Origin of the sequence: Actinoplanes sp. NPDC049681 (assembly GCF_044465265.1) — a bacterium.
GTDB lineage: Bacteria > Actinomycetota > Actinomycetes > Mycobacteriales > Micromonosporaceae > Actinoplanes.
Genome location: NZ_JBITLP010000005.1, coordinates 85504 through 108300, shown reverse-complemented (window position 1 = coordinate 108300; position 22797 = coordinate 85504). Strand labels below are relative to the sequence as shown.

General features: G+C 73.1%; 26 protein-coding genes. 17 read left to right on the top strand and 9 right to left on the bottom strand.

Annotated elements, in window-relative coordinates:
• Positions 1–42: 42 nt before the first annotated feature.
• The 5 genes from ACIBO8_RS18850 to ACIBO8_RS18830 all read left to right on the top strand — a co-directional run bounded on the left by ACIBO8_RS18850 (position 43) and on the right by ACIBO8_RS18830 (position 5071).
• Positions 43–2322, top strand: coding sequence for a putative bifunctional diguanylate cyclase/phosphodiesterase (locus tag ACIBO8_RS18850; protein WP_396116517.1), 2280 nt, complete (start codon positions 43–45; stop codon positions 2320–2322).
• A gap of 52 nt (positions 2323–2374) precedes the next feature.
• Positions 2375–2890: a MarR family winged helix-turn-helix transcriptional regulator gene (locus ACIBO8_RS18845; RefSeq protein ID WP_396116516.1), complete on the top strand. Its 516-nt coding sequence runs from the start codon at positions 2375–2377 to the stop codon at positions 2888–2890.
• Positions 2891–2989: 99 nt separating this feature from the next.
• Positions 2990–3193 (top strand): hypothetical protein, encoded by a 204-nt coding sequence (locus tag ACIBO8_RS18840; protein ID WP_396116515.1) that lies wholly within the window; start codon positions 2990–2992, stop codon positions 3191–3193.
• Positions 3190–3843 (top strand): putative glycolipid-binding domain-containing protein, encoded by a 654-nt coding sequence (locus ACIBO8_RS18835; protein ID WP_396116514.1) that lies wholly within the window; start codon positions 3190–3192, stop codon positions 3841–3843. Before ACIBO8_RS18840 ends, ACIBO8_RS18835 begins: the two co-directional genes overlap by 4 nt.
• A gap of 16 nt (positions 3844–3859) precedes the next feature.
• On the top strand, positions 3860–5071 hold the full coding sequence (locus ACIBO8_RS18830) for a threonine synthase (RefSeq protein WP_396116513.1): 1212 nt from the start codon (positions 3860–3862) through the stop codon (positions 5069–5071).
• Here the strand turns inward: ACIBO8_RS18830 and ACIBO8_RS18825 are convergent.
• Positions 5056–6069 (bottom strand): radical SAM protein, encoded by a 1014-nt coding sequence (locus tag ACIBO8_RS18825; RefSeq protein ID WP_396116512.1) that lies wholly within the window; start codon positions 6067–6069, stop codon positions 5056–5058. The two genes, ACIBO8_RS18830 and ACIBO8_RS18825, sit on opposite strands and share 16 nt — an antisense overlap.
• Positions 6070–6145: 76 nt before the next feature.
• Between ACIBO8_RS18825 and ACIBO8_RS18820 the strand changes: the two genes are divergently transcribed.
• Genes ACIBO8_RS18820 through ACIBO8_RS18810 form a run of 3 tightly spaced genes read left to right on the top strand, consistent with a single transcriptional unit; the run spans position 6146 to position 9106 of the window.
• The gene (locus tag ACIBO8_RS18820) at positions 6146–6502 is read left to right on the top strand and encodes a PRC-barrel domain-containing protein (protein ID WP_396116511.1); all 357 of its coding nucleotides are present in this window, start codon (positions 6146–6148) and stop codon (positions 6500–6502) included.
• 10 nt (positions 6503–6512) lie between these two features.
• Positions 6513–7505 carry a Ku protein gene (locus ACIBO8_RS18815; protein WP_396116510.1) on the top strand — a complete coding sequence of 331 codons (993 nt, stop codon included), beginning with the start codon at positions 6513–6515 and terminating at the stop codon, positions 7503–7505.
• A 2-nt stretch (positions 7506–7507) separates the two neighbouring features.
• Positions 7508–9106 (top strand): DNA polymerase ligase N-terminal domain-containing protein, encoded by a 1599-nt coding sequence (locus ACIBO8_RS18810; protein WP_396116509.1) that lies wholly within the window; start codon positions 7508–7510, stop codon positions 9104–9106.
• Here the strand turns inward: ACIBO8_RS18810 and ACIBO8_RS18805 are convergent.
• Positions 9082–9750, bottom strand: a complete 669-nt coding sequence (locus ACIBO8_RS18805; RefSeq protein ID WP_396116508.1) for a response regulator transcription factor — start codon at positions 9748–9750, stop codon at positions 9082–9084. The two genes, ACIBO8_RS18810 and ACIBO8_RS18805, sit on opposite strands and share 25 nt — an antisense overlap.
• Before the next feature lie 111 nt (positions 9751–9861).
• Between ACIBO8_RS18805 and ACIBO8_RS18800 the strand changes: the two genes are divergently transcribed.
• Positions 9862–11046, top strand: coding sequence for an acyltransferase family protein (locus ACIBO8_RS18800; RefSeq protein ID WP_396116507.1), 1185 nt, complete (start codon positions 9862–9864; stop codon positions 11044–11046).
• 4 nt (positions 11047–11050) lie between these two features.
• Positions 11051–11470 carry a hypothetical protein gene (locus ACIBO8_RS18795; protein ID WP_396116506.1) on the top strand — a complete coding sequence of 140 codons (420 nt, stop codon included), beginning with the start codon at positions 11051–11053 and terminating at the stop codon, positions 11468–11470.
• Here the strand turns inward: ACIBO8_RS18795 and ACIBO8_RS18790 are convergent.
• Positions 11467–12024: a GNAT family N-acetyltransferase gene (locus ACIBO8_RS18790; RefSeq protein WP_396116505.1), complete on the bottom strand. Its 558-nt coding sequence runs from the start codon at positions 12022–12024 to the stop codon at positions 11467–11469. The genes ACIBO8_RS18795 and ACIBO8_RS18790 overlap by 4 nt on opposite strands.
• A 169-nt stretch (positions 12025–12193) precedes the next feature.
• Here ACIBO8_RS18790 and ACIBO8_RS18785 point away from each other — a divergent pair, with 169 nt between their 5' ends.
• Together ACIBO8_RS18785 and ACIBO8_RS18780 are read left to right on the top strand one after the other, a co-directional pair.
• On the top strand, positions 12194–12787 hold the full coding sequence (locus ACIBO8_RS18785) for an RNA polymerase sigma factor (protein ID WP_396116504.1): 594 nt from the start codon (positions 12194–12196) through the stop codon (positions 12785–12787).
• A gap of 52 nt (positions 12788–12839) precedes the next feature.
• Positions 12840–13349, top strand: a complete 510-nt coding sequence (locus ACIBO8_RS18780; protein ID WP_396116503.1) for a hypothetical protein — start codon at positions 12840–12842, stop codon at positions 13347–13349.
• A 13-nt stretch (positions 13350–13362) separates the two neighbouring features.
• On the opposite strand, the gene ACIBO8_RS18775 is transcribed toward ACIBO8_RS18780, so the two are convergent.
• The gene (locus tag ACIBO8_RS18775) at positions 13363–14673 is read right to left on the bottom strand and encodes a S8 family peptidase (protein WP_396116502.1); all 1311 of its coding nucleotides are present in this window, start codon (positions 14671–14673) and stop codon (positions 13363–13365) included.
• A gap of 68 nt (positions 14674–14741) precedes the next feature.
• Between ACIBO8_RS18775 and ACIBO8_RS18770 the strand changes: the two genes are divergently transcribed.
• Positions 14742–17357, top strand: coding sequence for a CHAT domain-containing protein (locus ACIBO8_RS18770; RefSeq protein WP_396116501.1), 2616 nt, complete (start codon positions 14742–14744; stop codon positions 17355–17357).
• A gap of 12 nt (positions 17358–17369) precedes the next feature.
• Here ACIBO8_RS18770 and ACIBO8_RS18765 read toward each other — a convergent pair whose 3' ends face one another.
• Together ACIBO8_RS18765 and ACIBO8_RS18760 are read right to left on the bottom strand one after the other, a co-directional pair.
• Positions 17370–17615 (bottom strand): DUF3040 domain-containing protein, encoded by a 246-nt coding sequence (locus ACIBO8_RS18765; RefSeq protein ID WP_396116500.1) that lies wholly within the window; start codon positions 17613–17615, stop codon positions 17370–17372.
• A gap of 55 nt (positions 17616–17670) precedes the next feature.
• Entirely contained in the window at positions 17671–18003 is a 333-nt protein-coding gene (locus tag ACIBO8_RS18760) for a hypothetical protein (RefSeq protein ID WP_366152341.1), read from the bottom strand.
• Positions 18004–18153: 150 nt separating this feature from the next.
• Here ACIBO8_RS18760 and ACIBO8_RS18755 point away from each other — a divergent pair, with 150 nt between their 5' ends.
• Positions 18154–18735 carry a redoxin domain-containing protein gene (locus ACIBO8_RS18755; RefSeq protein WP_396116499.1) on the top strand — a complete coding sequence of 194 codons (582 nt, stop codon included), beginning with the start codon at positions 18154–18156 and terminating at the stop codon, positions 18733–18735.
• Here the strand turns inward: ACIBO8_RS18755 and ACIBO8_RS18750 are convergent.
• Positions 18728–19153, bottom strand: coding sequence for an STAS domain-containing protein (locus ACIBO8_RS18750; protein ID WP_396116498.1), 426 nt, complete (start codon positions 19151–19153; stop codon positions 18728–18730). The two genes, ACIBO8_RS18755 and ACIBO8_RS18750, sit on opposite strands and share 8 nt — an antisense overlap.
• A gap of 108 nt (positions 19154–19261) precedes the next feature.
• Here ACIBO8_RS18750 and ACIBO8_RS18745 point away from each other — a divergent pair, with 108 nt between their 5' ends.
• Complete coding sequence (locus tag ACIBO8_RS18745; protein WP_396116497.1) at positions 19262–19786, top strand: LytR C-terminal domain-containing protein; 525 nt, start codon at positions 19262–19264, stop codon at positions 19784–19786.
• A 9-nt stretch (positions 19787–19795) separates the two neighbouring features.
• On the opposite strand, the gene ACIBO8_RS18740 is transcribed toward ACIBO8_RS18745, so the two are convergent.
• The gene (locus ACIBO8_RS18740) at positions 19796–20356 is read right to left on the bottom strand and encodes a TetR/AcrR family transcriptional regulator (RefSeq protein WP_396116496.1); all 561 of its coding nucleotides are present in this window, start codon (positions 20354–20356) and stop codon (positions 19796–19798) included.
• An 81-nt stretch (positions 20357–20437) separates the two neighbouring features.
• Between ACIBO8_RS18740 and ACIBO8_RS18735 the strand changes: the two genes are divergently transcribed.
• Both ACIBO8_RS18735 and ACIBO8_RS18730 read left to right on the top strand, forming a co-directional pair.
• Positions 20438–21631, top strand: coding sequence for a thiolase family protein (locus ACIBO8_RS18735; RefSeq protein WP_396116495.1), 1194 nt, complete (start codon positions 20438–20440; stop codon positions 21629–21631).
• 42 nt (positions 21632–21673) lie between these two features.
• Complete coding sequence (locus tag ACIBO8_RS18730; protein WP_396116494.1) at positions 21674–22384, top strand: SGNH/GDSL hydrolase family protein; 711 nt, start codon at positions 21674–21676, stop codon at positions 22382–22384.
• Here the strand turns inward: ACIBO8_RS18730 and ACIBO8_RS18725 are convergent.
• Positions 22374–22763 (bottom strand): hypothetical protein, encoded by a 390-nt coding sequence (locus ACIBO8_RS18725; RefSeq protein ID WP_396116493.1) that lies wholly within the window; start codon positions 22761–22763, stop codon positions 22374–22376. The genes ACIBO8_RS18730 and ACIBO8_RS18725 overlap by 11 nt on opposite strands.
• Positions 22764–22797 lie beyond the last annotated feature (34 nt).

The following is a 22797-nucleotide window of genomic DNA, read 5'->3' as shown; positions in this document are numbered from 1 at the left end:
ATTTTCTCAAGAGACCTGCGTCACGGTCGATGGTCCTGCGTGATGAACAGGCGCGAGCTCGGGGACCGCGTGGCCGATGCGGCCGTCGCGGGCAGCGGTGTGCTGCTGGCGGCTTTCCTCGTCTGGTACGTCGGCGGGTGGGGCGGCGAGACGCTGCGGGCGTACGTCACCGACGGCATGTATCCGCCGCTCGCGCTGCTCTCCACGGTGCTGGGCCTGCGGGTCGTGCGGCGCGGCGGGCTCGACGCCCGGGCGCGGCGGGCCTGGCGCTTCATCACCGCCGCCTTCTTCTGCCAGTTCGTCGCGCACGCGTCGTGGTTCGTCGGGGACGTGATCCTGCACTCGGACACGTATCCGTCGTTCGCCGACTACTGGTTCCTGGCCTTCGTGCCGTTCCTGTTCATCGGGCTGCTACTGCTCCCGGGCGTGCACCGGCACCGGCGCGACAAGATCAAGCTGGCGCTCGACTCGCTGATCGTGGGGGCCAGCACCTTCATGGTGGTGTGGTACTTGGTGCTCGGCCCGATGGTGTGCAGCGAGGGCGCCTCGTTCGAGCAGGTCTTCTACTCGGCCGCACTGCCGGTGGGGGACCTGGTGCTGATCGTGGCCCTGGCGACGGTGCTGCTCCGGCGCTCGGCCGCGACGCGGGCGCCGATCCGGCTGCTGGCCTGCGGGGTCGCCGTCTACGTCGTCGCGGACCTCTACTACGGCTGGATCCAGCTGCACGCCGGCTTCGTCGGCGGCACCTGGCCCGACCTGTTCTGGCTGGCCGGCTGCTTCATGTTCATTCTCTCCGCGCACCGGCAGTACCGGACCGCCCGGGCCGCCGGTGGGCGCGGTGCCGGGTCGCGGACGACGATCAACTGGCTCCCGTACGGTGCGATCGCCCTGGCTTACGGCCTGTTCGGCGCCCTCGCCCGGGAGCAGGGGATGTACCCGTTCGGCGGCATGATCGCCGGGGCCGTGCTGCTCACCACCCTGATCGTCGCCCGGCAGATGTACGCGCTGCGGGAGAACCGGCAGCTCGCGTTCACCGACCCGCTCACCGGCCTGGCCAACCGCACCCTGGTCGCCGAGCGCCTGGCCGAGCTCTCCGCCCAGCCGCTGGACGAGGGCCGGCACGCCGCCGTGATGGTCATCGACCTGGACCGCTTCAAGCCGGTCAACGACCGGTACGGCCACAACGCCGGCGACGCGGTGCTCTCCGCCGCGTCCGCCGCCGTGCGCTCGGTGCTGCGCGCCGGGGACACCGCCGGGCGCCTCGGCGGCGACGAGTTCGCCGTCATCCTGCACAACCTGCCCGACCGTGCCGCCGCCGCCCGCATCGCCGAGCGCCTCGTCGAGGCCCTGCACACCCCGGTGATCTTCGGCGACTACCTGCTGGAGACGAGCGCCAGCATCGGCGTCGCCGTCCGCGACGAGCTCACGCCCGAGGGCGACCCGCTCATGCAGCACGCCGACGCCGCCATGTACGCGGCCAAGCGCGCCGGCCGCGATCGCTACGCGATGTTCACGCCGGAGCTCGACACCCGCGCCCGCGACGCCGAGCTGCGCCGGGCGATCGACGACGGCGACCTCGTCGTGCTCTTCCAGCCCGCCGTCGATCTGGCCACCGGCGCGGTCGTGGCCGTGGAGGCGCTGGTCCGCTGGCGTCACGCCCAGCGGGGCCTGCTCATGCCCGCCGAGTTCATCGAGCTCGCGGAGGAGACCGGCGCGATCGTGCCGCTCGGGGAGTGGGTGCTGCGCGAGGCCTGCCACGAGGCCGCCCGCTGGCGCGCCACCGTCCCGGGCACCGAGCACATGCGCCTCAGCGTCAACCTGTCGCCGGCGCAGGTGCATCAGCCCGCCCTGGTCGACACGATCCGCAACATCCTGACGGAGACCGGCTTCCCGGCGAACCGCCTGGTGCTCGAGCTGACCGAGGGCGTCATCCTGGAACCGGACTCGCAGGTCGTCGCCCGCCTGGAAAGCCTGCGCCGGCTGGGCATCAGCATCGCCGTCGACGACTTCGGCACCGGCTACTCGGCCCTGAGCTACCTGCGCCGCCTCCCGGTCGACGTGCTGAAGATCGACCGCTCGTTCGTCACCGGCATCGCGGACGATCCGCAGGCCCGTACGGTCGCGGAGGCGGTGGTGCGGCTGGGCATGGCGTTCCGGATGAGCGTCGTCGCGGAGGGCATCGAGACCGCCGACCAGGCCCGCATCCTGGCCGCGATGGGCTGCGGCTTCGGCCAGGGCTTCCACTTCTGCAAGCCGCTGCACGGCCGGACCGCGGCTCAGGTGCTGCGCCGGACGTACCGCGGTGTCGGCGCCGAGGAGTAGGGGCGGGGGAGCAGGCGGGCGCATCGATCCGCCATCGTGCAATTATGTCCCTATGCAACCATCTTCCGGGGCTCCCGGCGACGCCACCGTGCAGGCGCTCATGCGGGCCAGTCGTGCCTTCGTCGGCATGACCGCGCGCTCGCTGGCCGCCGTGGAGAACGACGTCACCCTGCCGCAGTTCCGGGCACTCGTGGTGCTGGCCGTGCGCGGTGCGCAGCGCAGCATCGACATCGCCGAGGAGCTGGGGGTGAACCCGTCCACCGGCACGCGGATGCTGGACCGGCTCATCCGCAAGGGGCTGGTGCGCCGGATGCGGTCGGCGTCGGACCGCCGGGTGGTCCGGGTACGTCTGACGCCGGCCGGGCACGACATCGTCGAGCGGGTGCTGATGCGCCGGCGTACGGAGCTGGAGCGGCTGGTCGCCGAGACCGAGGGCCTGTGGCAGCCGGCGGTGATCGAGGCGCTGAGCGCGTTCGCCGACGCCGCGGGGGAGGCCTCCGAGCCGGACTGGTGGCTGGGCTGGGCAGCGCACCGCGACGACGACCCGGGCGAGCAGGTCTCGGCCTGACCTCCGGCACGGCTCGTTCGCGCATCCTCCTGGCAAGAAAGCTTGCACAGTGCAAAGATGGTTCTATGCATTGCAAGTGAGCGTACGAGGGGAGCAGCAATGGACAGCAACGGTGAACACCACGTCGCCCGCATCGACGACACCGTCACCCCGGGCACGCTGCACGCCCGCGCCGAAGCGGTCGCCGTCCCCGACTTCAACTACCTGGAACAGACCGTCGAGGCCATCGCCGCCGGGCTGACCCAGGGACGCCGGCACCGGCACGCCGGACCGCCCGCCGAGGCGGACGGAGGATCACGGTGACCGCCGGGCCCGCCGAGCTGCTGGCGCCGCGGAAGGCCCCGGCACCTCCCGCGCCACCGGCTCCGGCGGCGCACCTGGCCTGGCAGCGCACCGACACGGTGGGCACCGAGCTGGTGTTCCCCTCCCGGGCGTCGGCCGAGGGTACGGCCGTGATCGCCGGCCCCGTGGCGTACGCCTCGCAGTGGCATGCCGACTTCGACGGGACCGGGGCGGTGCGCCGGCTGACGGTGACGTGCCGGGGCGCCCAGTGGGCCCGCACGCTGGACCTGAGCCGGGAGGACGACGAGTGGTCCTGCCGCACCGAGGAGACCGGGGACCTCGCCGCGCACGGCCGCGGCGGCCAGCCCCCGCCCGGTATCGACGACCCGCTGCGGCTCGCCGACGCCGCGGTGGTGCGGCTCGGCGACTCACCCGCCTCGCTCGGCTGGGCGTTGCGCCGGCTGGGGCTGACCCCGGCCTCCGGCCCGGTCACCGTGCCGACCGTGCGCGTGCTCGTGCCGTCGCTCGCGGTCCTTCCCGGGGTGTCGACGTACCAGATGCTCGGCCCCCACCGGCTGCGCGTCACCGGCGACGACCCGGCGTGCACCTACGAGGTGGACGACGCCGGGGTCGTCACGTACCAGCCTGGGCGGTACCGGTTGGTCCACTGACCTAGGGTGGGCGGACATGAGCGTGTCCGCCCTCAGCCACCTCGAATGCTCCCGCACCGGCGAGCGGTACGACGCCGACGCCGTGCAGGGCGTGAGCGCGGCGGGAATGCCGCTGCTGGCCCGGTACGACGTCGAACGCGCCGCCCGCACCCTCACCAGGGAGGCGCTGGCCGCCCGCCCCGCGACCCTCTGGCGCTACCGGGAGATGCTGCCCGTACGCGACCCCGCGTCCGTCGTCTCCCTCGGTGAGGGCATGACGCCGCTGCTGCCCCTGCCGCGGTACGGCGCGCGGATCGGCGTACCCGATCTGCTCATGAAGGACGAGGGGCTGACGCCGACCGGGACCTTCAAGGCGCGCGGCGCCGCCGTCGGCGTGTCCCGGGCGGCGGAGCTGGGGGTCAAGGGCGTCGCGATGCCGACCAACGGCAACGCCGGCGCCGCCTGGGCGGTCTACGCGGCCCGCGCGGGGCTGGCCTGCCTCATCGCCATGCCGGTCGCGGCACCCGCGATCACCCGCACGGAGTGCGTCGCGGCCGGCGCCGAGCTCTACCTGGTGGACGGCCTGATCGGCGACGCCGGCCGGCTGGTCGCCGCGGCGGTGCGCGAGCGCGGCGGCTACCAGGAGGTGTCGACGCTGCGGGAGCCGTACCGCCTCGAGGGCAAGAAGACGATGGGCTACGAGATCGCCGAGCAGCTCGGGTGGCAGGTTCCGGACGTGATCCTGTACCCGGCCGGCGGCGGCGTCGGGCTGATCGGCATCCACAAGGCGCTGCGGGAGATGCAGGAGCTGGGCTGGATCGGCGAGCGCCTGCCCCGGCTGGTGGCGGTGCAGGCGGCCGGCTGCGCCCCGATCGTGCGGGCCTTCGAGGCCGGTGCCGAGGTCAGCGAGCCCTTCCCGGACCCGGCCACCGCCGCGTTCGGCATCACCGTGCCCAAGGCGCTCGGCGACTTCCTGGTGCTGCGCGCGGTCCGGGAGACCGGTGGCACGGCCGTCGCGGTCACCGACGACGCCCTGCTCGCCGAGCAGCGCACGCTGGCCCGCGACGAGGGCACGTTCATCTGCCCTGAGGGCGCGGCCTGCCTGGCCGCGGCCCGGCAGCTGCGCGAGGCGGGTTTCATCGCCGGCGGTGAGCGGGTGGTCGTCCTGAACACGGGTACGGGCCTGAAGTACCCGGAGACGATCCCGGTGGACGTCCCGACCCTTGCGCCGGGTCAGAACGTGCGCTGATAGAGCGAGCACCCGCGGCAGACCTCAGGCGGCTCGTCGCCCGCGAGGCGGCGCCGGAAGTCCCGGTACGCCGGACCCCGCCAGATCTCCGGGAACGTCTGCTCTGCGAGGTTTCCCAGGGACACCCGGTCGTCGCCCATGACCATGCAGCACGGCTGGAGCACGCCGGCGCTGGTCACGTACGCGGCCTCCCACGGCCAGGAGCAGCCGCGCCGGTTCGTCCCGGGGCCGTCGGCCGGGGCGCCGGGGGTGGGCAGCCGTACCTTCAGCCCGCGTTCCCGGGCCACCTCGGACGCGGCCGCGAAGACCTGCCGGGCCCGTTCCTCGTCGGCGCCGGTCCAGAGGGCCTGGTCCGCGGTGAACCGGCGGATGTCCTCGTACCGCCCGGCCGGGTCCGTGTCGGAGAAGCTGTGGGAGAGGTTCTGCACGTGCAGCTCGTCGACGCCGATGTCGCCGAGCAGCCGCACGAGGTCGGGCAGCTCGCCGATGGTGTCACGCATCGCCACGAAGACGACCCGGATCCACGGCGTCGCGCTGCCGGCGGCGCGCTTCGCCGCCACGAGCCCGGCCAGGTTCCGCACCACGGTCTCGAAGTCGGCGCCGTCGCGGATCCTCTCGTACGCCGAGGCGTGCGCACCGTCCAGGGAGACGTGCAGCCAGTCCACCCGGCTCTCGACCAGCTCCGCGGCGCGGCGCGCGGTGAGCAGGGTGGCATTGGTGTTGAAGCCGACCGTGATGCCCCGCTCCACGGCCGTGCTGATCATCTCCGGCAGGTACGGCGACAGCAACGGCTCGCCCAGCCCCTGCAACGTGAGCCGCCGCAGCTCCGGCACCTCGGCGACGACGCGGTGGAACAGCTCCGGCCGCATCGCCCCGGCCAGCTTGTTGACCGGTGGGCGGTAGCGCACCAGGCACATAAGGCAGCGCAGGTTGCACGCCGAGGTGATCTCGAGCTGTAGGTGCCGGGGAAGCGGCGGGTCATCGAGAACGGTCGACATAGGCCGGGAGTGCCCCGCGCCGCCGATCACAAACCGGGCCCGTTTCGACCGGCCGCGTCCGGGAAGGTACAGGGGCATGTTCCCCGCTGAGAACCTGCGCGACTGGCGTGGCGAGAAGGTGATCGACCCGGCCGGCGACAAGATCGGCGAGCTCGAGGCCGTCTACGTCGACACCGCCACCGACGAGCCGGCCTTCGTGACCGTGAAGGTGGGCTTCATCGGGCGGCACAAACTCGTGTTCGTGCCGGTGGACGGCGCGACCGTCAGCCCCTCGGCGGTCCGGGTCCGCTACGACAAGAAGCTGGCCACCGAGGCGCCCTCGATCGACCTCGACGGCGAGCTGACGGCCACCGACGAGCCCGCCGTGTACGCCCACTACGGCCTCGGCTACCAGCCGGGTGCCTCGGGCGAGCGCCGGCTCGGGCGCCGCTGAGGCAGCGGTCATGGCGCGCCCGATCTGGACCGGCTCGATCACCTTCGGCCTGGTCTCCGTGCCGGTCGGGCTCTACTCGGCCACCCATGAGCACGAGGTGTCCTTCCACCAGTTCGCGAAGGGCACCGCGGACCGGATCCGCTACAAGCGGGTCAACGAGCGCACCGGCAAAGAGGTCGAGTTCGACGACATCGTCAAGGGCACCGATGTCGGCGGCGGGAAGCTGGTCATGCTCGACCAGGACGAGCTCGACTCGGTGGCGCCGGGCCGCTCGCGCAGCCTCGAGATCCACCGGTTCGTCGACCTGGACGAGATCGACCCGATCTTCTACCAGAAGACCTACTACCTGGCGCCGGGCAGCGACGAGACCATGAAGACGTACGCGCTGCTGCGGGACGCGATGCGCGACGCCAACCGGGCGGCGATCGGCACGCTGGTGATGCGGGGCAAGGAGTACCTGGCGGCGATCCGCCCGGACGGCGACCTGCTCGTGCTGCAGACCATGTACTTCGCCGACGAGGTCCGCGACCCGAAGGCCGAGCTGGACCGGATCCCCGGCAAGGCGAAGGCCAAACCCGCCGAGCTCAGCATGGCGGCCCAGCTCATCGACTCGATGTCCGGACCGTGGAAGCCGTCGGAGTACCGCGACACCTACACCGACCGGGTCAACGAGCTGATCGAGGCGAAGAAGAAGGGCAAGGAGGTCACCGTCGCGGCGGAGGCGCCGGAGCCCACGAACGTGACGGACCTGCTCGAGGTGCTGCGTCGCAGCGTGGAGGCCGCCAAGAAGTCCGCGAAGGCTCCCGCGACGAAGGCCGCGCCCAAGAAGAAGGCCACCGCGGCGAAGAAGGCCACCACGGCGAAGAAGGCCACCGCGGCGAAGAAGGCCACCGCGGCGAAGAAGGCCACCACGGGGAAGAAGACCACCGCGGCGAAGAAGGCCACCACGGGGAAGAAGACCACCGCGGCGAAGAAGACCACCGCGAGGAAGCGCGCCTCCTGACCGTGCCGGCCGATCCGCTCACGACATACCGGCGCAAGCGGGACTTCGCCCGGACGCCGGAGCCCGCCGGGCGCCCGCTGCCCGCCGCCGAGGGGGTCCGCCGGTTCGTGGTGCAGCGGCACCGGGCCACCCGGCTGCACTACGACTTCCGGCTGGAGATCGACGGCGTGCTGGTCAGCTGGGCCGTGCCCAAGGGCCCGACGCTCGATCCCGCCGTGCGCCGGGCCGCGTTCCACGTCGAGGACCACCCGCTGGAGTACTTCGACTTCGAGGGCGTCATCCCGGCCGGGCAGTACGGCGGGGGCGACGTCATCGTCTGGGACGCGGGCACGTGGGAACCGCACGCCCGCCGCGCCGGCCGGACCGTCGACCCGGCCGCCGAGGTGGCCGCGGGCGAGCTGCACTTCGACCTCGAGGGCGAGAAGCTGCACGGCCGGTTCGTGCTGGTCCGCACCCGGACAGCGGCGTCCGGCAAGGAGGAATGGCTGCTGCTGCACAAGCGCGACGAGTACGCGGTGAGCGGCTGGGACGCCGAGGCCCACCCGCGCTCGGTGCTGAGCGGCCGGACCAACGACGAGGTCAAGGCGGATCCCGACCGGCTGTGGCGCTCGGGCGCGCCGGCCGCACGCGCCTCGGTGACGCTGAAGGCCGCGCCCGTCACGGACGACGAGCTGGCCGAGCTCGACGCCTTCCGCTCGGCGGGCACGTGGACCGTCTTCGGCCGCCGGCTACGGGTGACCAACCTGGACAAGGTGCTGTTCCCGGCCCGGCCGGGCGAGGAGCCGGTCACGAAGCGGGAGTTCCTGCGCTACACCGCCACGATCGCGCCGACATTGCTGCCGTACCTGCGGGGGCGGGCCCTCAACCTGCATCGCTACCCGGACGGTGCCGGCACCAAGGGCTTCTGGCAGAAGGAGGTGCCAGTTCACGCGCCGGAGTGGCTGCCGCGCTGGGACAACCCCGACGCCGGCCCCGGCGAGACGCGCACCTATCTGGTGGTCGACGAGCCGGCGGCCCTCGTCTGGGCGGCGAACTTCGGCGCGCTGGAGTGGCACCCGTGGACCTCGCGGACCGACGCGCCGCGGCTGCCGACGTACGCGCTGATCGATCTTGATCCTGGGAACACGACCGGCTGGGACGACCTGCTGGCGCTGGCCCGCCTGCACCGCACGGCGTTCGAGCATCTCGGCGTTCGCGCGCGGCCCAAGGTCACGGGCCGCCGGGGCATCCAGATCTGGGTGCCGATCGCGCCGGGCCCGGGCTTCGGCGAGACCCGGGCGTGGGTCGAGCAGCTGTCGCGTACGGTCGGCGCCGTCCTGCCCGAGCTGGTCAGCTGGAAGTGGCAGAAGAGCGACCGCGGTGGGCTGGCGCGCCTCGACTACACCCAGAACGCGATCAACAAGACCCTCGTCGCGCCGTACAGCCCGCGCCCGGCCGCCGGTGCCCCGGTGTCGGCGCCGATCGACTGGGACGAGCTGGACGACCCGGGCCTGCGGCCGGACGGATTCACCGTCCGCACCATCCTGCCCCGGCTGCGGGAACGCGGTGACCTGTTCCGCGACGTGCTGGACGACGGTCAGAGGCTGCCGCCGATCCGGTAACCGGAGCGGTGGACGGTGTGGACGACGCCGGGCTCGCCCAGCTTCTTGCGCAGGTTCATCACCGTGACGCGGACGACGTGGGTGAACGGGTCGGTGTTCTCGTCCCAGGCCCGCTCGAGCAGCTCCTCCGCGCTGATCACCCGGCCGCGGGCGGCCAGCAGCACGTGCAGCACGGCGAACTCCTTGTTCGTCAGGTTCAGCACCCGCCCGTCGCGGGTGGCCACGTGCCGGGCCACGTCGAGGACGATGCCCTCCTGCTCCAGGACCGGCGGGACCGCGGGCGTCGAGCGCCGGCCCAGCGCCTGCACCCGCGCGGCGAGCTCGGCGAAGGCGAAGGGCTTGGTCAGGTAGTCGTCGGCGCCCAGCCCGAGGCCCTCCACCCGGTCCCGCAGGCCGGCCGCGGCGGTCAACAGCAGGATCCGCGTCTCCACCGCCTCGGCGCCGGCCACCCAGCGGCAGACGTCGTCGCCGGAGCGCCCGGGCATGTCCCGGTCGAGCACCGCCACGTCGTAGCGGTTGACGCTGATCCGTTCGAACGCGGTGTCACCGTCGTAGCACACGTCCACGGCCATCGAGAGGCGCCGCAGCCCCTGCGCCACGGTGTCCGCCAGAAGCCGCTCATCGTCCGCCATCAGCACTCGCACGCGGGGGAGTGTGCCAGCGGAGACATAACGCGCTCGTCAAAGGATCTTTCACCGCCGCCCGACCGGCACCCGGCCAAGATCGGCGTCTTCCCACCATCAGGAGGTTTCGACGTGCCGGAGGCACCCCCGCGCAGGCTCGCCGCCCTGGACGCCCTGCGCCTGATCGCCGCCATCGCCGTCGCGGTCTACCACTACACGAACTTCTGGCAGCTCGACGGCGAGCACCTGCCGTCGTACTTCCTGCCGAACGCCACCCGGGTCACCGTCTACGGGTTCCTGGGCGTGGAGCTGTTCTTCATGATCAGTGGCTTCGCGATCTGCATGAGTGGCTGGGGCCGCAGCCTCGGCGAGTTCTTCGTCTCCCGGGCCGCGCGGCTCTACCCGGCGTACTGGGCCGGCATCGTGGTCTCCGCGGCGGTCGCCGTCCTCTTCCCGATCCGCGGCTACCTGCCGATCCCCTCGGGCCACACGCTCGCCCAGATCGGCGTCAACTTCACGATGCTGCAGGAACCGCTGGGCGTCCCCGCGGTGGACAACGTGTACTGGACACTCTGGAGCGAGCTGCGGTTCTATCTGCTGTTCGCGCTCTTCGTCGTCGTTCCCGGGGTCACCTATCGGCGTACCGTCGTCTTCTGCGCGGTGTGGATGACGGCCTCGGCCATCGCCCCGGCGATCGACAACCCGGTCTTCACCATGCTGACCGTCCGGCACTACGCGCCGTACTTCGTCGCCGGCATCACCATGTACCTGATGCGCCGGTTCGGGCCGAGCCCCCTGCTGTGGGGCATCATCGGGTTCTCCTGGCTGATCAACCTGCACAACCTCGGCGAACGGGTACGCCTCGACCCCGGCTGGAAGGTCCCGCTCTGGCCGGCGGTGCTGATCATGACGGTGGCGTACGCCGTCCTGCTGCTGATCGCCCTGGGCCGCACCGACCGCCTGACCTGGCGCTGGCTCACCGTGGCGGGCGCCCTCACCTTCCCCTTCTACCTCCTGCACCAGCGCATCGGCTACGTGCTGATCCGGTACGGCTACGAGCACACCGGACTTCCCGTCGGGGTGCTCGTCGCGGGCGCGGTCGCGTTCGTCCTGCTGCCCGCGTGGCTGGTGCACCGGTTCGTCGAGCGTCCCTTCGGCCCCCGCATGCGCGACGCGCTGCGACGCGGACTCGCGGCGGCCAGGCGCGCGGACCCGGCGCCATCCCGCTGGATCACCGCCACCCTGCCGCCGCGGCCCGAGCGCGCGCTTTCGGGTCGTCCGGCGACTGCCGATCAGCGCCGCAGTCACCTATCGTGACGGCATGGCAGGGCGAAGCGGGGACGCGGAGGAAGCGCCGGTCCGGCACGTACCCTCCCGTGCGCCGGACGGATCCCGGGCCGGCCCGTCGGCGGCGCGCCCGGAGCAGCGGTGGACGAAGGAACGCGAGGCGGCGTTGTCGCAGCGCGAGCGGCTCGTCGGGGAGCAGGAGGAGCTCCTCGACGACCGGGAGACGGACCTGACCGACCGGGAGATCCTCCAGGAGCAGCGGGAGATCCTGGACAACGAGCGGCATCTGCGCCGCCGCCTGGCCGCCGACCGGCGCAGCGCGGCGGCCGACCGCAGGGACCGCGACGCCGACGCCCGACAGCGGGCGGCCGACGAGCGGGAACGGCGGCTGGACCGGCGCGAGGCCGCCTTGGGCGACCACGCGGTCCGGGAGCGGCACGAACCCGGCGCCTAGGCCGGGCGGGACTCCTTGGCCCACTCCGGGGCGGTCACCGCCCACACCTGCGTGTCGTGCCGCACGCCTCCGTACGGGAAACTGCCGCGCAGCACCCCTTCAAGGGTCAGGCCCAGCCGGCGCGCCACGTTGGAGCTGGCGGTGTTGTCCGGGCGGCAGCGCCACTCCACCCGCCACATGCCGCGCTCGGTGAGGGCCCAGTCCACCAGCCTGCGGACGGCCCGGGTGACCAGGCCCCGGCCGGTGGCGGCGGGCTCCAGCCAGCAGCCCACCTCGCAGCTGCCGGTCCGGGTGTCGAAGGAGACGAACATGGTGCCCCCGACCAGCGTGCCGTCGAGCCAGATGCCGTAGATGCGGCCGGCGTCGCGGGCGGTCAGGTCGGCGTACCGCTGCAGGGTGGCGGTCGCGGTCTCGAGGTCGGTGCTGCGGGCCGCCCAGGGGATCCAGGGGTCGACGTGCTCCCGGGCGCGGTCCATGTGCTGGAGGAACTCGGGGGCCTGCCACGGTTCCAGGGGGCGCAGCTCGGCGCCGTCACCGAGATCGATCGCGAACATCGCAGGACCATAGCGCTTTTCGACCGCGGGTTTCGTCCGTCAGGGAGACGGCGCGGGCGCCGGCCCTGATACCGGTGGCGGCCGGTGGTCTATGGTGAATCGGTACATCCAGGGCGGCCGATGGCGTGCGAGCCGCGGCCGGCCTCCGTGCGCCGCGATCGGAGGCGGGATGAGCGACGGCGGACCGGCCGACGACATGGCGGCGCTCGTGGGCAAGGCGGCCGGCGGTGACCATGCGGCGTGGGACGAGATCGTGCGCCGGTACAGCGGCCGGGTGTGGGCGGTGTGCCGGGTCCACCGGCTCGCCCCCGCCGACGCGGCGGACGTCTTCCAGCAGACGTGGCTGCGCGTGCTGGAGAACCTCGACTCCCTGCGGGACCCGGCGAAGTTCGGCGCCTGGATCGGCACCACCTGCCGCAACGAGGCGCTGGCCGCGATCCGGCGGGCCCGGCGCGCCCAGCCCGTCGACGATTCGTGGCTGGTGGACCGGCCCGGTGACCCGGACGACGATCCGGAGCTGCCGTTCCTGGTCGCCGACCGCGACGCCGAGCTGTGGCGGGCCTTCCGGCGGCTCAACCGCCGGTGCCGCGACGTCCTGCGGGTTCTCGTCGTCGACGCGGAGGGCGGCCGGCCCTCCTACGAGCTGGCCGCGGCGGCGCTGGGGATGCCGATCGGCAGCCTCGGGCCCACCCGCGGGCGGTGCCTGACACAGCTGCGCCGATTCCTGACAGAAGGTATCGGGGACGCCGCTGGGGATTCATGACACTGATGGATGCAACAGGCAACGCCTTTTCCCACCGGCCCGAGGAGACACCGTGAACGACGCGCGCGACGACAGCCTCCTCGCCCGGCTCGGTGACCTCTTCGCGCAGTCCGATCCGCCCCCGGCCGACGCCGTCGAGCTCGCCCGGCAGAGTTTCGTCCTGCGCGCCCTCGACGCCGAGCTGGCGGCCCTGGTCGAGGACTCGGAGTCGGCCGGCGGCGACGCCGGGGTGCACCGGCAGGCCGTCGCCGTCCGGGATCCCGGCACCGCGCCCCAGCCCCGGCAACTGACCTTCCAGGTCGTCGGCCCGCACGGCGGCGACGAGGTGATCATCGCGGTGCAGGTGGAGTCCGTGGGCCCGCACCGCCGGCTCACCGGTCACCTCGCACCGCAGGGCCCCGCGCGGATCGAGGTACGGCAGCCCATGGCCCCGGAGGCCCGCCGGGTGGACGCGGACGGCCGGGGCCTGTTCGTCGTCGACGGCGTGCTCCCGGGACCGATGAGCCTGACCTGCCGGCGGGCCGGTGCGCCCGACGTGGCCACGCAGTGGACCCTGGTGTGATGCCGTCACCCGCTCACACGGGGGTTCCCGGGAGCAGGTGCACCACCTTGCCGTAGCCGGGCCGGTCCGTCCGGTTCGTGATGAGCCGTTCGAAGGCGTCCCGCGGGGTCAGCGAGGCCTCCTCCCCGCACAGGGCGGCGACGGCGGCGCTGATCTGCGGCGCCGTGAACGAGGTGCCGCTCCAGGTCGCCCAGGGGTTCTGCCCGAAGGTGATGTCGGTGCCGATGTTGGGCTCCGGCGGCAGCAGTCCCTCCACGAAGGTCGAGACGATGCCGACGCCCACCGTGGAGCAGTGCAGCCAGGACCCGTGATTGGAGAACGCCGCCGGGGTCAGGTCGCTGTTGAGCGCCCCCACCGCCTTCACGCCCGGGAACGCCGCCGGATACTGCGGCACGTCCTGACCGTCGTTGCCCGCGCTCGCGACGATCAACGCCTTCGGGTACGTGGCGTGGATGTACGCCACGGCCTCCTGCATCGCCAGGGGCGGGACGCCGTCGACGGCGGGCGCGCCGAACGAGGCGTTGATGATCAGCCGCCGGCCCGCGGCGTCGTCGGCGGCCTGGATGAGCATGTCGGCCGCCGCCTCGTCGGTGCCGAGGCCGTCGGGGCCGGTGAAGCGGTAGACCCAGACCTCGCAGTCCGGCGCCAGCTGCCGGACGATGCCGGTCGCGAAGGTGCCGTGGCCGCCGAACCAGTCGATGCGCGGTGACGGCGGGACCTCGTCCAGCGGGTCCGTACCCCGGTTCTGCACCTGCTGGATCCAGGTGTCGGTGCGCGGCTGCCCGGTCAGCCCGGTGTCCACGATCGCCACCCGTACCGGTGCGGTCGCGCCGTTGGTCGCGAACGGCCGCGGAGCCACGGTCACGCCCGGATACGACGAACCCTTGATCACGTATCCGAGCGGGACGATCATGTTGACGTTGGCGGAGACACCCTGCGTGCGCAGCCGCCTGGCGTCGGCGCGCAGGTCGGCGAGGGGCCGCCCGGAGCGGCTGGTGAAGACGCGGGTCCGGCGGCGCCGGCTGCGTCCCTCGCGGTCGCCCGCGTCGTAACCGTCCAGCAGGTCGCCCAGGCGGTCCTGCTGCTCCGGCGTGGGGTCGACGACGAGCTGGTTCTCGGCGAGCAGGATCCGGCGGTCGCCGGAGTCCGGCGCGAAGCTGACGATGGGCCTGCCCACGGAGCGCCGGCGAGCGCGGATCCGTTCCACGACGTCGTGCTGCGCCGTCTGGAGCACGTCGACCTGGCGGCGGACGTCCTCCTTGTCGTGCGCCAGCTGCGCTGCGGAACGCGTGTCCCGCAGCGGCCATTGTGAGGCGATGGTCATGGATATCTCTCCCTTTCCGTCGGTACGCTGACGACGACCTTCCCCGCCACGCCCTCGGATGGTGCCAGGTGGACACAGAGGTGGGCCTTCGGGAGGAGGCCGACGCCGCTTACAGGAGAGTCACGCTCGATCCGGTCAGATACGCGGGTGCGGCAGAAGTAACACTGCGGCGGGCCCGGTCCGGCTCGGACGTCGAGGCCCTCGTGGCAGCCCTGCGCGCCGCGGCGTGGGCCCGGCACGCCGCCCTGGACAACGAGGGTGCCCGTACGCTGCTCGACCAGGCCGTCCGCCTGGCCCGCCGGCACGGCCTCGCGCGCCGGCTGGGCGAGGTGCTCGTCACCCGGGCGGTGGCCCTGCACGAGCTGGGCCGCTACGACGCCGCCGCCCGCGATCTGCGGCTGGCCGAGCCGTTGATCGATCCGGCCGACCGGCCGGACCTGCGCCTGCAGCTCGCCGTCCTGGATCACAACCGCGGCCGGATCGTCGCCGCCGCGCAGGCCTACCGCGAGCTGCTCGACGATCCGCGGTGCCCGCCGATCGTCCTGGTCAAGGCCGCCAACAACCTGGCCAACGCGCAGACCCTGCTGGGCCGCCCGCACGAGGCCCTGGTCCACCTCGACCGTGCCGCCGTCCTCGCCGACGACCTCGGCCCCCAGCTGCCGGCGGTCATCGCGAACAGCCGGGCGTGGTCCAGCTTCCACGCCGGACGGCTGGCCGAGAGCGTACGCCGTTTCGAAGAGGCGGGCCGCCTGCACGCCGCCGCCGGCCTGCCGCTGGGCGAGCACCTCCTGGAGTACGCCGACGTCCTGCGGGACCTGCGCCTGCTCGACGAGGCCATGGCGGCGGCCCGGTCGGCGGCGGCCGACTTCGAGCGGCACGGCGCCCGGCTGATGGCGGCCGAGGCCCGGCTCCGCGTCGCGCACGTCGCGGTCGAGCTCGGCGACCCGGCGACCGCCCTGGGAGAGGCCGAGGCGGCGGTGCGGGATTTCCGGCGGCAGCGGCGTCCCGCCTGGACGGCCCGGGCGACGGTCGCGGAGGCGGAGGCCCTGGCGGCGCGCGACGGCTATTCTCCCGAGGTGCTGCGCCGCCTCCGCAAGGCCGCGGCGACCCTGGAGGGCCTGGGGCTGCGGGCCGAGGCGGCGTACGCGCACCTCGCGGCCGGCCGTGCCGCCCTCGCCCTGAGCCGCCGGGCCGTGGCGCGCGCCGAGCTCACGGCGGTCGGCGGGCTCGCCGAGGGTCAATCGCTGCTGGTGCGCCTGCGGGGACGCCTGGCCCGGGCCCTGCTGGCCGAGGCCGAACAGTCCAGTGACGTGCTGCGCGAGTGCGTACGCGGCCTGCGCGACCTCGCCCGGCACCGCGCGGCCCTGCCGTCGCTGGAGCTACGCGTGCTCGCCTCCGGCCACGGCGCCGAGCTGGGCGAGGTCGGCCTGCGCCGGCTGCTGCCCGCCGGCTCGCCGTCGAGCATCTTCGAATGGCTCGAGCGCACCCGGGCGGCGGCGCTGCTACGCGTGCAACCACCGGCGACCGGTGTGGACGACGACGTCATCGCCCTGCGCGGCATCGCGCAGGAGCTGCGGGTCGCGCGGCTGGAGCGGGGCGAGGAGCCGGCCGTGCTGCTCAACCGGCAGAGCGCCCTCGAGGCCCGGATCCGGCGCCGTTCCTGGGCCGGCGACGATCCCGCCGGCGAGACCGATCCGGCCGGCGTCGCCGGGCTGCGGCGGGCCCTCGACGGCGAATGGCTGGTCGAGTACGCGGTCTCCGGCGATCGCGTGCTCGCCGTCGTGGTGGAGCCGAAGCGCATCCGCATCGTCGAGCTCGGCGCGCTCGACCCGATCCGGCAGGAGGCCGGCGCGCTGATGTTCGGCCTGCGGCGGCTGCTGCACGGCACCAGGTTCTCGGCGGTCGCCCACGGCGCGGCGCGCGACGCCGTCGAGGCGCTGACCCGGCTGCTGATCACGCCGATCGGCACGCCGCCGGACGTGCCGCTCGTGGTCGTGCCCTCCGCCCATTTCCTCGGCATGCCGTGGTCGGCACTGCACCCCGCGCCGGTCTCGGTGTCGCCGTCCGCCGCGCTGTGGGCGCGGGCCCGCCGTACGCCGCCGAAGGGGCCACCGGACGACGCCGTCCGCACCCGGGTGGCCGTGGTCGCGGGCCCGGATCTGACCGGCGCCCTCGCCGAGGCCCAGGCCGTGGCGGCGGCGCATCCGGGCGCGCGGACGCTGCTGCCGCCGGAGAGCACGGTGGACGCGACGATCGACCTCGTCAAGGACGCCGACCTGGCCCATCTGGCCTGTCACGGGCTGTTCCGTTCGGACAGTCCGCTGTTCTCGGCCCTGGAGCTCAGCGACGGCCGGCTGACGCTCTACGAGATGCTGGCCCGAGGGGTGGCACCACACCGGATCGTGCTCGCCTCCTGCAACTCCGGGGCGCAGCGCTCGTACGGCGGCAACGAGGTCCTGGGCTTCGTGGGCGCCATGATGTCGAACGGCAGCGCGGGCATCACGGCGACCGACCTGCCGCTCCCGGACGGCGCGTGCGCGGGCTGCATGGCCGTGCTGCACGAGCGGATCAGCCGCGGCGACTCCCTGGCCTCGGCCGTGTGGCACGCGCGGCAGTCGCTGGCCGACGGCGGCCCGGAGCAGTACGTCGCCTGGTGCGGGCTGACGGCCTACGGCCCGGGGTGACGCCCGCCGCTCTCAGCCACGGCCCTTGAGGGCGAAGGCCATGCCGGCGAGCCAGGGCAGGACGGCCAGCACCGCACCCTTCGCCCCGCCGAACATCAGCAGGGCCAGCGCCACGGCACACAGGACGGCCCCGATGATGATCGGCAGCCGCCCGGGTGGCCGGCGGGGCTCGTGGAAGGCGGCGGTGAACCCGGGATCGTCCTCGTGCAGGTGCGCGACGATGTCGTCGAAGCGGCGCGTCTCCTCGGGATCGGCCACGTCGTCACCTCCCGGCTCCGACCACCGTACCGCGCGGCCGGCTCCGGGGGACCGCTCAGTGGCCGTCGTTGCCGAAGGCGATGCTCAGGATCGCGTGCGCCACCCAGATGGCCTGCGCCTTGTTGTCGTACGGCCCGACCCGCAGCTCCACCGCCTTGTCGCCGAACAGTGCCCGGACCGTCCAGCTGTCGGGATGCCGGTCGTCCTCCCGGCTGTGGTTGACGATCACCTGGGTGGCGGCCCGGAGGTTGACGGCTGACCACTTCTCGTCGGCGGTCGGCCACGCGCGGAACCAGCCGGGCGCGATGGCGACGACCTCCTTGTTCGCCTCCTCGAGCGCCCATTCCAGCTCCTCCGGCACCGGGGGCTCCGGCACTGCATGCGTCATGGCGCTCATCCCGACCTCGTTCCTGTACGAAACGCCATAATAAGTGTATTTCAGCCGCCGGGACGGGCGGTCGGCCAGACGCGATCCGGACACCCGATGGTCGTGACCTTGTAACCAATACCTATCAATTGGATAGGTATTATCGTGGTCATGACCACCACCTCCCTGCACGGCTCGCCGGCCACCGACCAGGCGTTCCGGCGCCAGCTGGAGCGCGACGCGGTCTGGAGCCGGATGATCGCGCCGGGCGGCCGGATCCCCGACCTGGCGGTCGTCGAGGCCGACCTCGGGCCTGTGCACCTGCACCGGCTGCTGGACACCGGCCCGCTGGTGCTCGTCTTCTTCCGCCACGCCGCGTCCCCGGAGTGCGACGCCGTGCTCGCGGCGTACGAGACGCGGCTCGCGCCCGTGCTCACGGAGCTGAACGCCCACCTGGTGGCGGTGAGCCCGCAGCGCGCCGACCGGCTCGCCGGCCTCAAGCGGCGGCACGACCTCAGCTACCTCGTCGCCTCGGACGGACGGCACGCCCTGATCGACGCGTTCGGCATCGGGTTCAGCAGCCCCGAGTCGGCGAAGCTGCTGGGCACCGGCCGCGCCACGCTGCCGCACCCCACGGTGGTGACGGCCGACCGGTCGGGTCTCGTGCGGTTCGTCGAGGTCAGCCCCGGTCCCGCCGTCCGGACCGCCCCGGAGGCCGTCATCGCCGCGGTCCGCGGCAGGGCTCCTATGTAGCCTCTCGCGGCAAGGACTCCGCTGGGCCCGGACGGTCCGGCAGTGGCAGGACCCTCGTCCCGCCGGGCACGCCGAGCCCGGCGGAGGACTCGGCGGTCGCCCCGAAGAGGTCGAGGATCCCGGTGACCTGCAGGACCGTACGCACCACGCCGCGCGCGTTGACGATGCAGGCCGTCTTGCCCGCCTCCTGGACGCGCAGCAGACCGTCGAGCAACACCCCGATCGCCTCGGAGTCGAGGAACCGGGCCCCGTGCAGGTCGACGACCACGAGGGGAGCGGCGTTGTCGTGCACGGCGTCGACGAGCTCCCGGCGCAGCTCGTCGCGGGCGTCGCCGTCGAGGTCACCGAAGAGGCGTACGCAGACCTCCCGCCCGCCGTCGATCATGACACGGGCGATCCTGAAGTGCTCGGGGCGCATGGCCACCTTTGTACCAACAGCGGTCCGGCGCTTCCCCCGATCGGGCGACGGCGTCCGGTGGATTGACGCGCGCCGGTCCGTTGCGTCCGGGCACTACTCTCGCGCACCGTGAGCTTCACTCGCGTCCGCGCCTTCATCGTTGTCGGGTTCCTCGCCGTAGCGGCGATCGTCACTGTCGTCATCGCGGTGGTCCGCGACACCCAGGCCGACGCGGTCGCCGCGGGCTGTCCGGCCGGCGCGCCGATCGCCGACCTCCGGCTGCCGAAGGGGCCCAAGGAGGTGACGGTCAAGGTGCTCAACGGCACCCGGACGCAGGGCCGGGCGAGGGACGTCAGTGCCGAGTTCGCCAACCGTGAGTTCAAGGTGGAGAAGCCGGGCGAGAACAAGAAGCACTTCGACGAGGTCGCCCTGCTCCGGTACGGCCCCGCGGCGGTCGGCGACGCCCAGCTCATCCAGGCGTACTTCCTCGGCGACGCCACCCGCGCGTACGACCCCAAGCGCAAGGGTGCCGTGGTCGACGTCGTGATCGGGGAGCGGTACCGCCAGCTCGGCACCACGACCGAGGTCAAGCAGTCGCTGGGCATCCTCGGCGAGGCTCAGCTGCCCCCGGGGGCCTGCGCCGCCAAGGCGTGAATCCGGCGCTCACGGGCGGGGGAGCAGGTCCGCCGTCAGAGTCAGCGCCACCTCCGCGGCGCGTGCCGCGTCCGGGCGGCCGGCGCTCGCGTACAGGCCTTCGATGACGAGCCAGATGCGGTCTGCCGTTCCGGGGCCGCCGCCGGCCCGGCGTACCAGGTCGTCGAGGTGGGCGCGGGTGGTCGTGAGGTAGTCGCGGGCGACCCGCGCCGGTGCGTCGTCCTCGCCCGGGAACTCGGTGAGGTAGTTGCGCATGGCGCAGCCGCGGAACTCCGGGTCCCGTACCAGGCCGGCGATCTCGCCCACGAGCGCCAGGACCGCGTTCCGGGGGTCGCCGGCCTCGTGCACCGCCTGGCGAGCCGAGCGCTCACGCCGGCCGCGTACCTCCTCGAGGTAGGCCGCCGCCAGGTCGGCCTTGCCGGGGAAGTGCCGGTAGACCAGGTTCTTGCCGCAGCCCGCGGCCTCGATCACCTGAGCCATGCCGACCGCGCGCACGCCGTGGCGGTAGAACAGCGGCACCACCGCGGCAAGGATCCGTTCACGGGTGCCGGCTGCCGCGGTTCTCGCCATGTGGCCAATATAACGGACCGATCGGTCCACGGCTGCTCTAGAGTCGGACCGATCGGTCCGTTATTCAGAAGGAGCCACGCCATGCGTGATGCGGTCATCGTCGAAGCCGTACGCACCCCGGTCGCGAAGGGCAAACCGGGAGGCGCCTACGCCGGCGTGCACCCGGTCGACCTGCACGCCCACGTCCTCACGGCACTCGTCGAGCGGGTGCCCGGCCTCGACCCCGCGGAGGTCGACGACGTCATCGGCGGCACCGTCGCCCAGGTGGGGGAGCAGAGCACCAACACCACGCGGATGGCCGTGCTCGCCGCCGGCTGGCCGGAATCGGTGCCCGCCACCACCGTGGACCGCCAGTGCGGCAGCAGCCAGCAGGCACTCAGCTTCGCCGCCCAGGGTGTCGCCTCGGGCGCGTACGACATCGTGGTCGCCTCGGGTGCCGAGTCGATGTCTCGCGTACCCATCGGCAGCTCCGCCCTGGTCGACGGCGAGCGCGCGGACGTCGGCGGCCCGTCCGTCGCACGCCGGTATCCCGGCGGGCTGATCCCGCAGGGCGTCAGCGCCGAGCTGATCGCCCGCCGGTGGGGCCTGTCCCGATCGCAGCTCGACGAGTTCGCCGCCACCAGTCACCAGCGCGCCGCCGAGGCCTGGAAACACGGCTGGTTCGACGCCCAGGTGGTGCCGCCGGCCGCTGCCGGGCCGGCGACGGACGCGACGATCCGGCCCGGCACCACCGTCGAGACGCTCGCCGGGCTGCGCCCCGCCTTTGCGGACCCCCGGTGGCGCGAGCGCTTCGGCGACCTGGACTGGAAGGTCACGGCCGGCAACTCCAGCCCGGTCAACGACGGCGCCGCGGCGCTGCTCGTCACCACCAGTGACATCGCGGCCCGGCGGGGATGGCGGCCCCGGGCCCGCATCCACACCGCGGTCGCCGTCGGCGACGATCCGATTCACATGCTCACCGGCATCGTCCCGGCCACCGCGAAGGTGCTGGCGCGCGCCGGGCTCACCCTGGCGGACATCGACGCCTTCGAGGTCAACGAGGCCTTCTCGTCCGTCGTGCTGGCCTGGCTCGCCGAGACCGGCGCGGACCCGGCGAAGGTGAACATCGACGGCGGCGCCATCGCCATCGGGCACCCGCTCGGCGCGAGCGGCGCCCGCCTCGCCACCACCCTGCTGCACACCCTCGAACGCACGGGCGGCCGCTACGGCCTGCAGACGATGTGCGAGGCCGGCGGCACCGCGAATGCGACGATCGTCGAACGCATATCCGCCTGATCGCCCGATCCGCCCCTTTGCCCGGACCGGTACACATGCTGCGTGCGAATCGGTCGACGGGTGATGGCGGTCCTGCTCAGCCTGGGCGCCGCCGCGACGGTGATCAACCCCGCGGCGGCCGCCCGGCCGGTGACGATCATGCCCCTGGGCGCCTCCATCACGTACGGCTACGGCTCCTCGGACGGCAACGGCTACCGCGGCGTGCTCCACGACCGGCTCACCCGCGACGCCGGGATGACCGTGGACTTCGTCGGCTCGCAACGCTCCGGCACCATGGCCGACAACGATCACGAGGGCCACCCGGGCTGGCGCATCGACCAGATCGCCGCCCGCGCCGACGAGTGGATGCGCACGTACCGTCCGCAGATCGTGGTCATGCACCTCGGCACCAACGACATGATCCAGAATTTCGGTACGCCCACCGCCCCGGACCGCCTCGCCGCCCTCGCCGACCGGCTCGCCGCCACCGGCGCCACCGTCTACGTCTCCTCGCTCGTCGCCTCCGCGGACCCCGTCATCGACGCCCGCATCGACGCCTTCAACGCCCGGCTGCCCGCCCTGCTCGCCGGCCACCACGGCGTGGTCTACGTCGACCAGAGCCATGCCCTCGGCCTCGGGGACCTGACCGACGACGTGCACCCGGGCGATGCGGGCTACGCCCGGATCGCCGGCATCTGGTACGCCGCTCTCACGGAGGCCGGCTCTACGCCCGTACCCGGGCCGGCCTCGGCGGCTACGGGCGTTACCGGGTGAGCGCCATGGCGTTGCCCACCATGCCGACCGTGACCAGCATCGCGGCGGGCACGAAGCCGAGGATCGGCAGGCCGTTGCGGGGCACTTCCTCGAACAGGCTCGGCAAGGTCACCAGCATCGTGGGTGCGGCCAGCGTCGCGGGCACCCACCAGCGCCGCCCCGTCAGGACCGTCCAGAAGGCTGCGGCGAGGACCAGCAGGCCGGCCACACGGATGCGGCCGTTCATCCCGGTGTCGTCGGTCGGATCCGCGGGGCCGAAAGTCAAGCCGTAGTCGATGGTCGCTTCGACGATCGCGGTGCCCATGACGGCGAGACCGGCGACCACGAGCACGGCCGGCAGCACCCGATGACAAAGGTCTGCGATGCGTGATCCGGTCACCGGTGCCCCCCCGTCCGCTGCTGTGGTCTCCTCA

Bases quoted from the DNA above. Each gene is read 5' to 3' on its own strand.
- ACIBO8_RS18850 (WP_396116517.1), top strand. From the start codon at position 43: ATGAACAGGCGCGAGCTCGGGGACCGCGTGGCCGATGCGGCCGTCGCG.
- ACIBO8_RS18845 (WP_396116516.1), top strand. From the start codon at position 2,375: ATGCAACCATCTTCCGGGGCTCCCGGCGACGCCACCGTGCAGGCGCTC.
- ACIBO8_RS18840 (WP_396116515.1), top strand. From the start codon at position 2,990: ATGGACAGCAACGGTGAACACCACGTCGCCCGCATCGACGACACCGTC.
- ACIBO8_RS18830 (WP_396116513.1), top strand. From the start codon at position 3,860: ATGAGCGTGTCCGCCCTCAGCCACCTCGAATGCTCCCGCACCGGCGAG.
- ACIBO8_RS18825 (WP_396116512.1), bottom strand. From the start codon at position 6,069: ATGTCGACCGTTCTCGATGACCCGCCGCTTCCCCGGCACCTACAGCTC.
- ACIBO8_RS18820 (WP_396116511.1), top strand. From the start codon at position 6,146: ATGTTCCCCGCTGAGAACCTGCGCGACTGGCGTGGCGAGAAGGTGATC.
- ACIBO8_RS18815 (WP_396116510.1), top strand. From the start codon at position 6,513: ATGGCGCGCCCGATCTGGACCGGCTCGATCACCTTCGGCCTGGTCTCC.
- ACIBO8_RS18795 (WP_396116506.1), top strand. From the start codon at position 11,051: ATGGCAGGGCGAAGCGGGGACGCGGAGGAAGCGCCGGTCCGGCACGTA.
- ACIBO8_RS18790 (WP_396116505.1), bottom strand. From the start codon at position 12,024: ATGTTCGCGATCGATCTCGGTGACGGCGCCGAGCTGCGCCCCCTGGAA.
- ACIBO8_RS18785 (WP_396116504.1), top strand. From the start codon at position 12,194: ATGAGCGACGGCGGACCGGCCGACGACATGGCGGCGCTCGTGGGCAAG.
- ACIBO8_RS18775 (WP_396116502.1), bottom strand. From the start codon at position 14,673: ATGACCATCGCCTCACAATGGCCGCTGCGGGACACGCGTTCCGCAGCG.
- ACIBO8_RS18760 (WP_366152341.1), bottom strand. From the start codon at position 18,003: ATGACGCATGCAGTGCCGGAGCCCCCGGTGCCGGAGGAGCTGGAATGG.
- ACIBO8_RS18755 (WP_396116499.1), top strand. From the start codon at position 18,154: ATGACCACCACCTCCCTGCACGGCTCGCCGGCCACCGACCAGGCGTTC.
- ACIBO8_RS18750 (WP_396116498.1), bottom strand. From the start codon at position 19,153: ATGCGCCCCGAGCACTTCAGGATCGCCCGTGTCATGATCGACGGCGGG.
- ACIBO8_RS18740 (WP_396116496.1), bottom strand. From the start codon at position 20,356: ATGGCGAGAACCGCGGCAGCCGGCACCCGTGAACGGATCCTTGCCGCG.
- ACIBO8_RS18735 (WP_396116495.1), top strand. From the start codon at position 20,438: ATGCGTGATGCGGTCATCGTCGAAGCCGTACGCACCCCGGTCGCGAAG.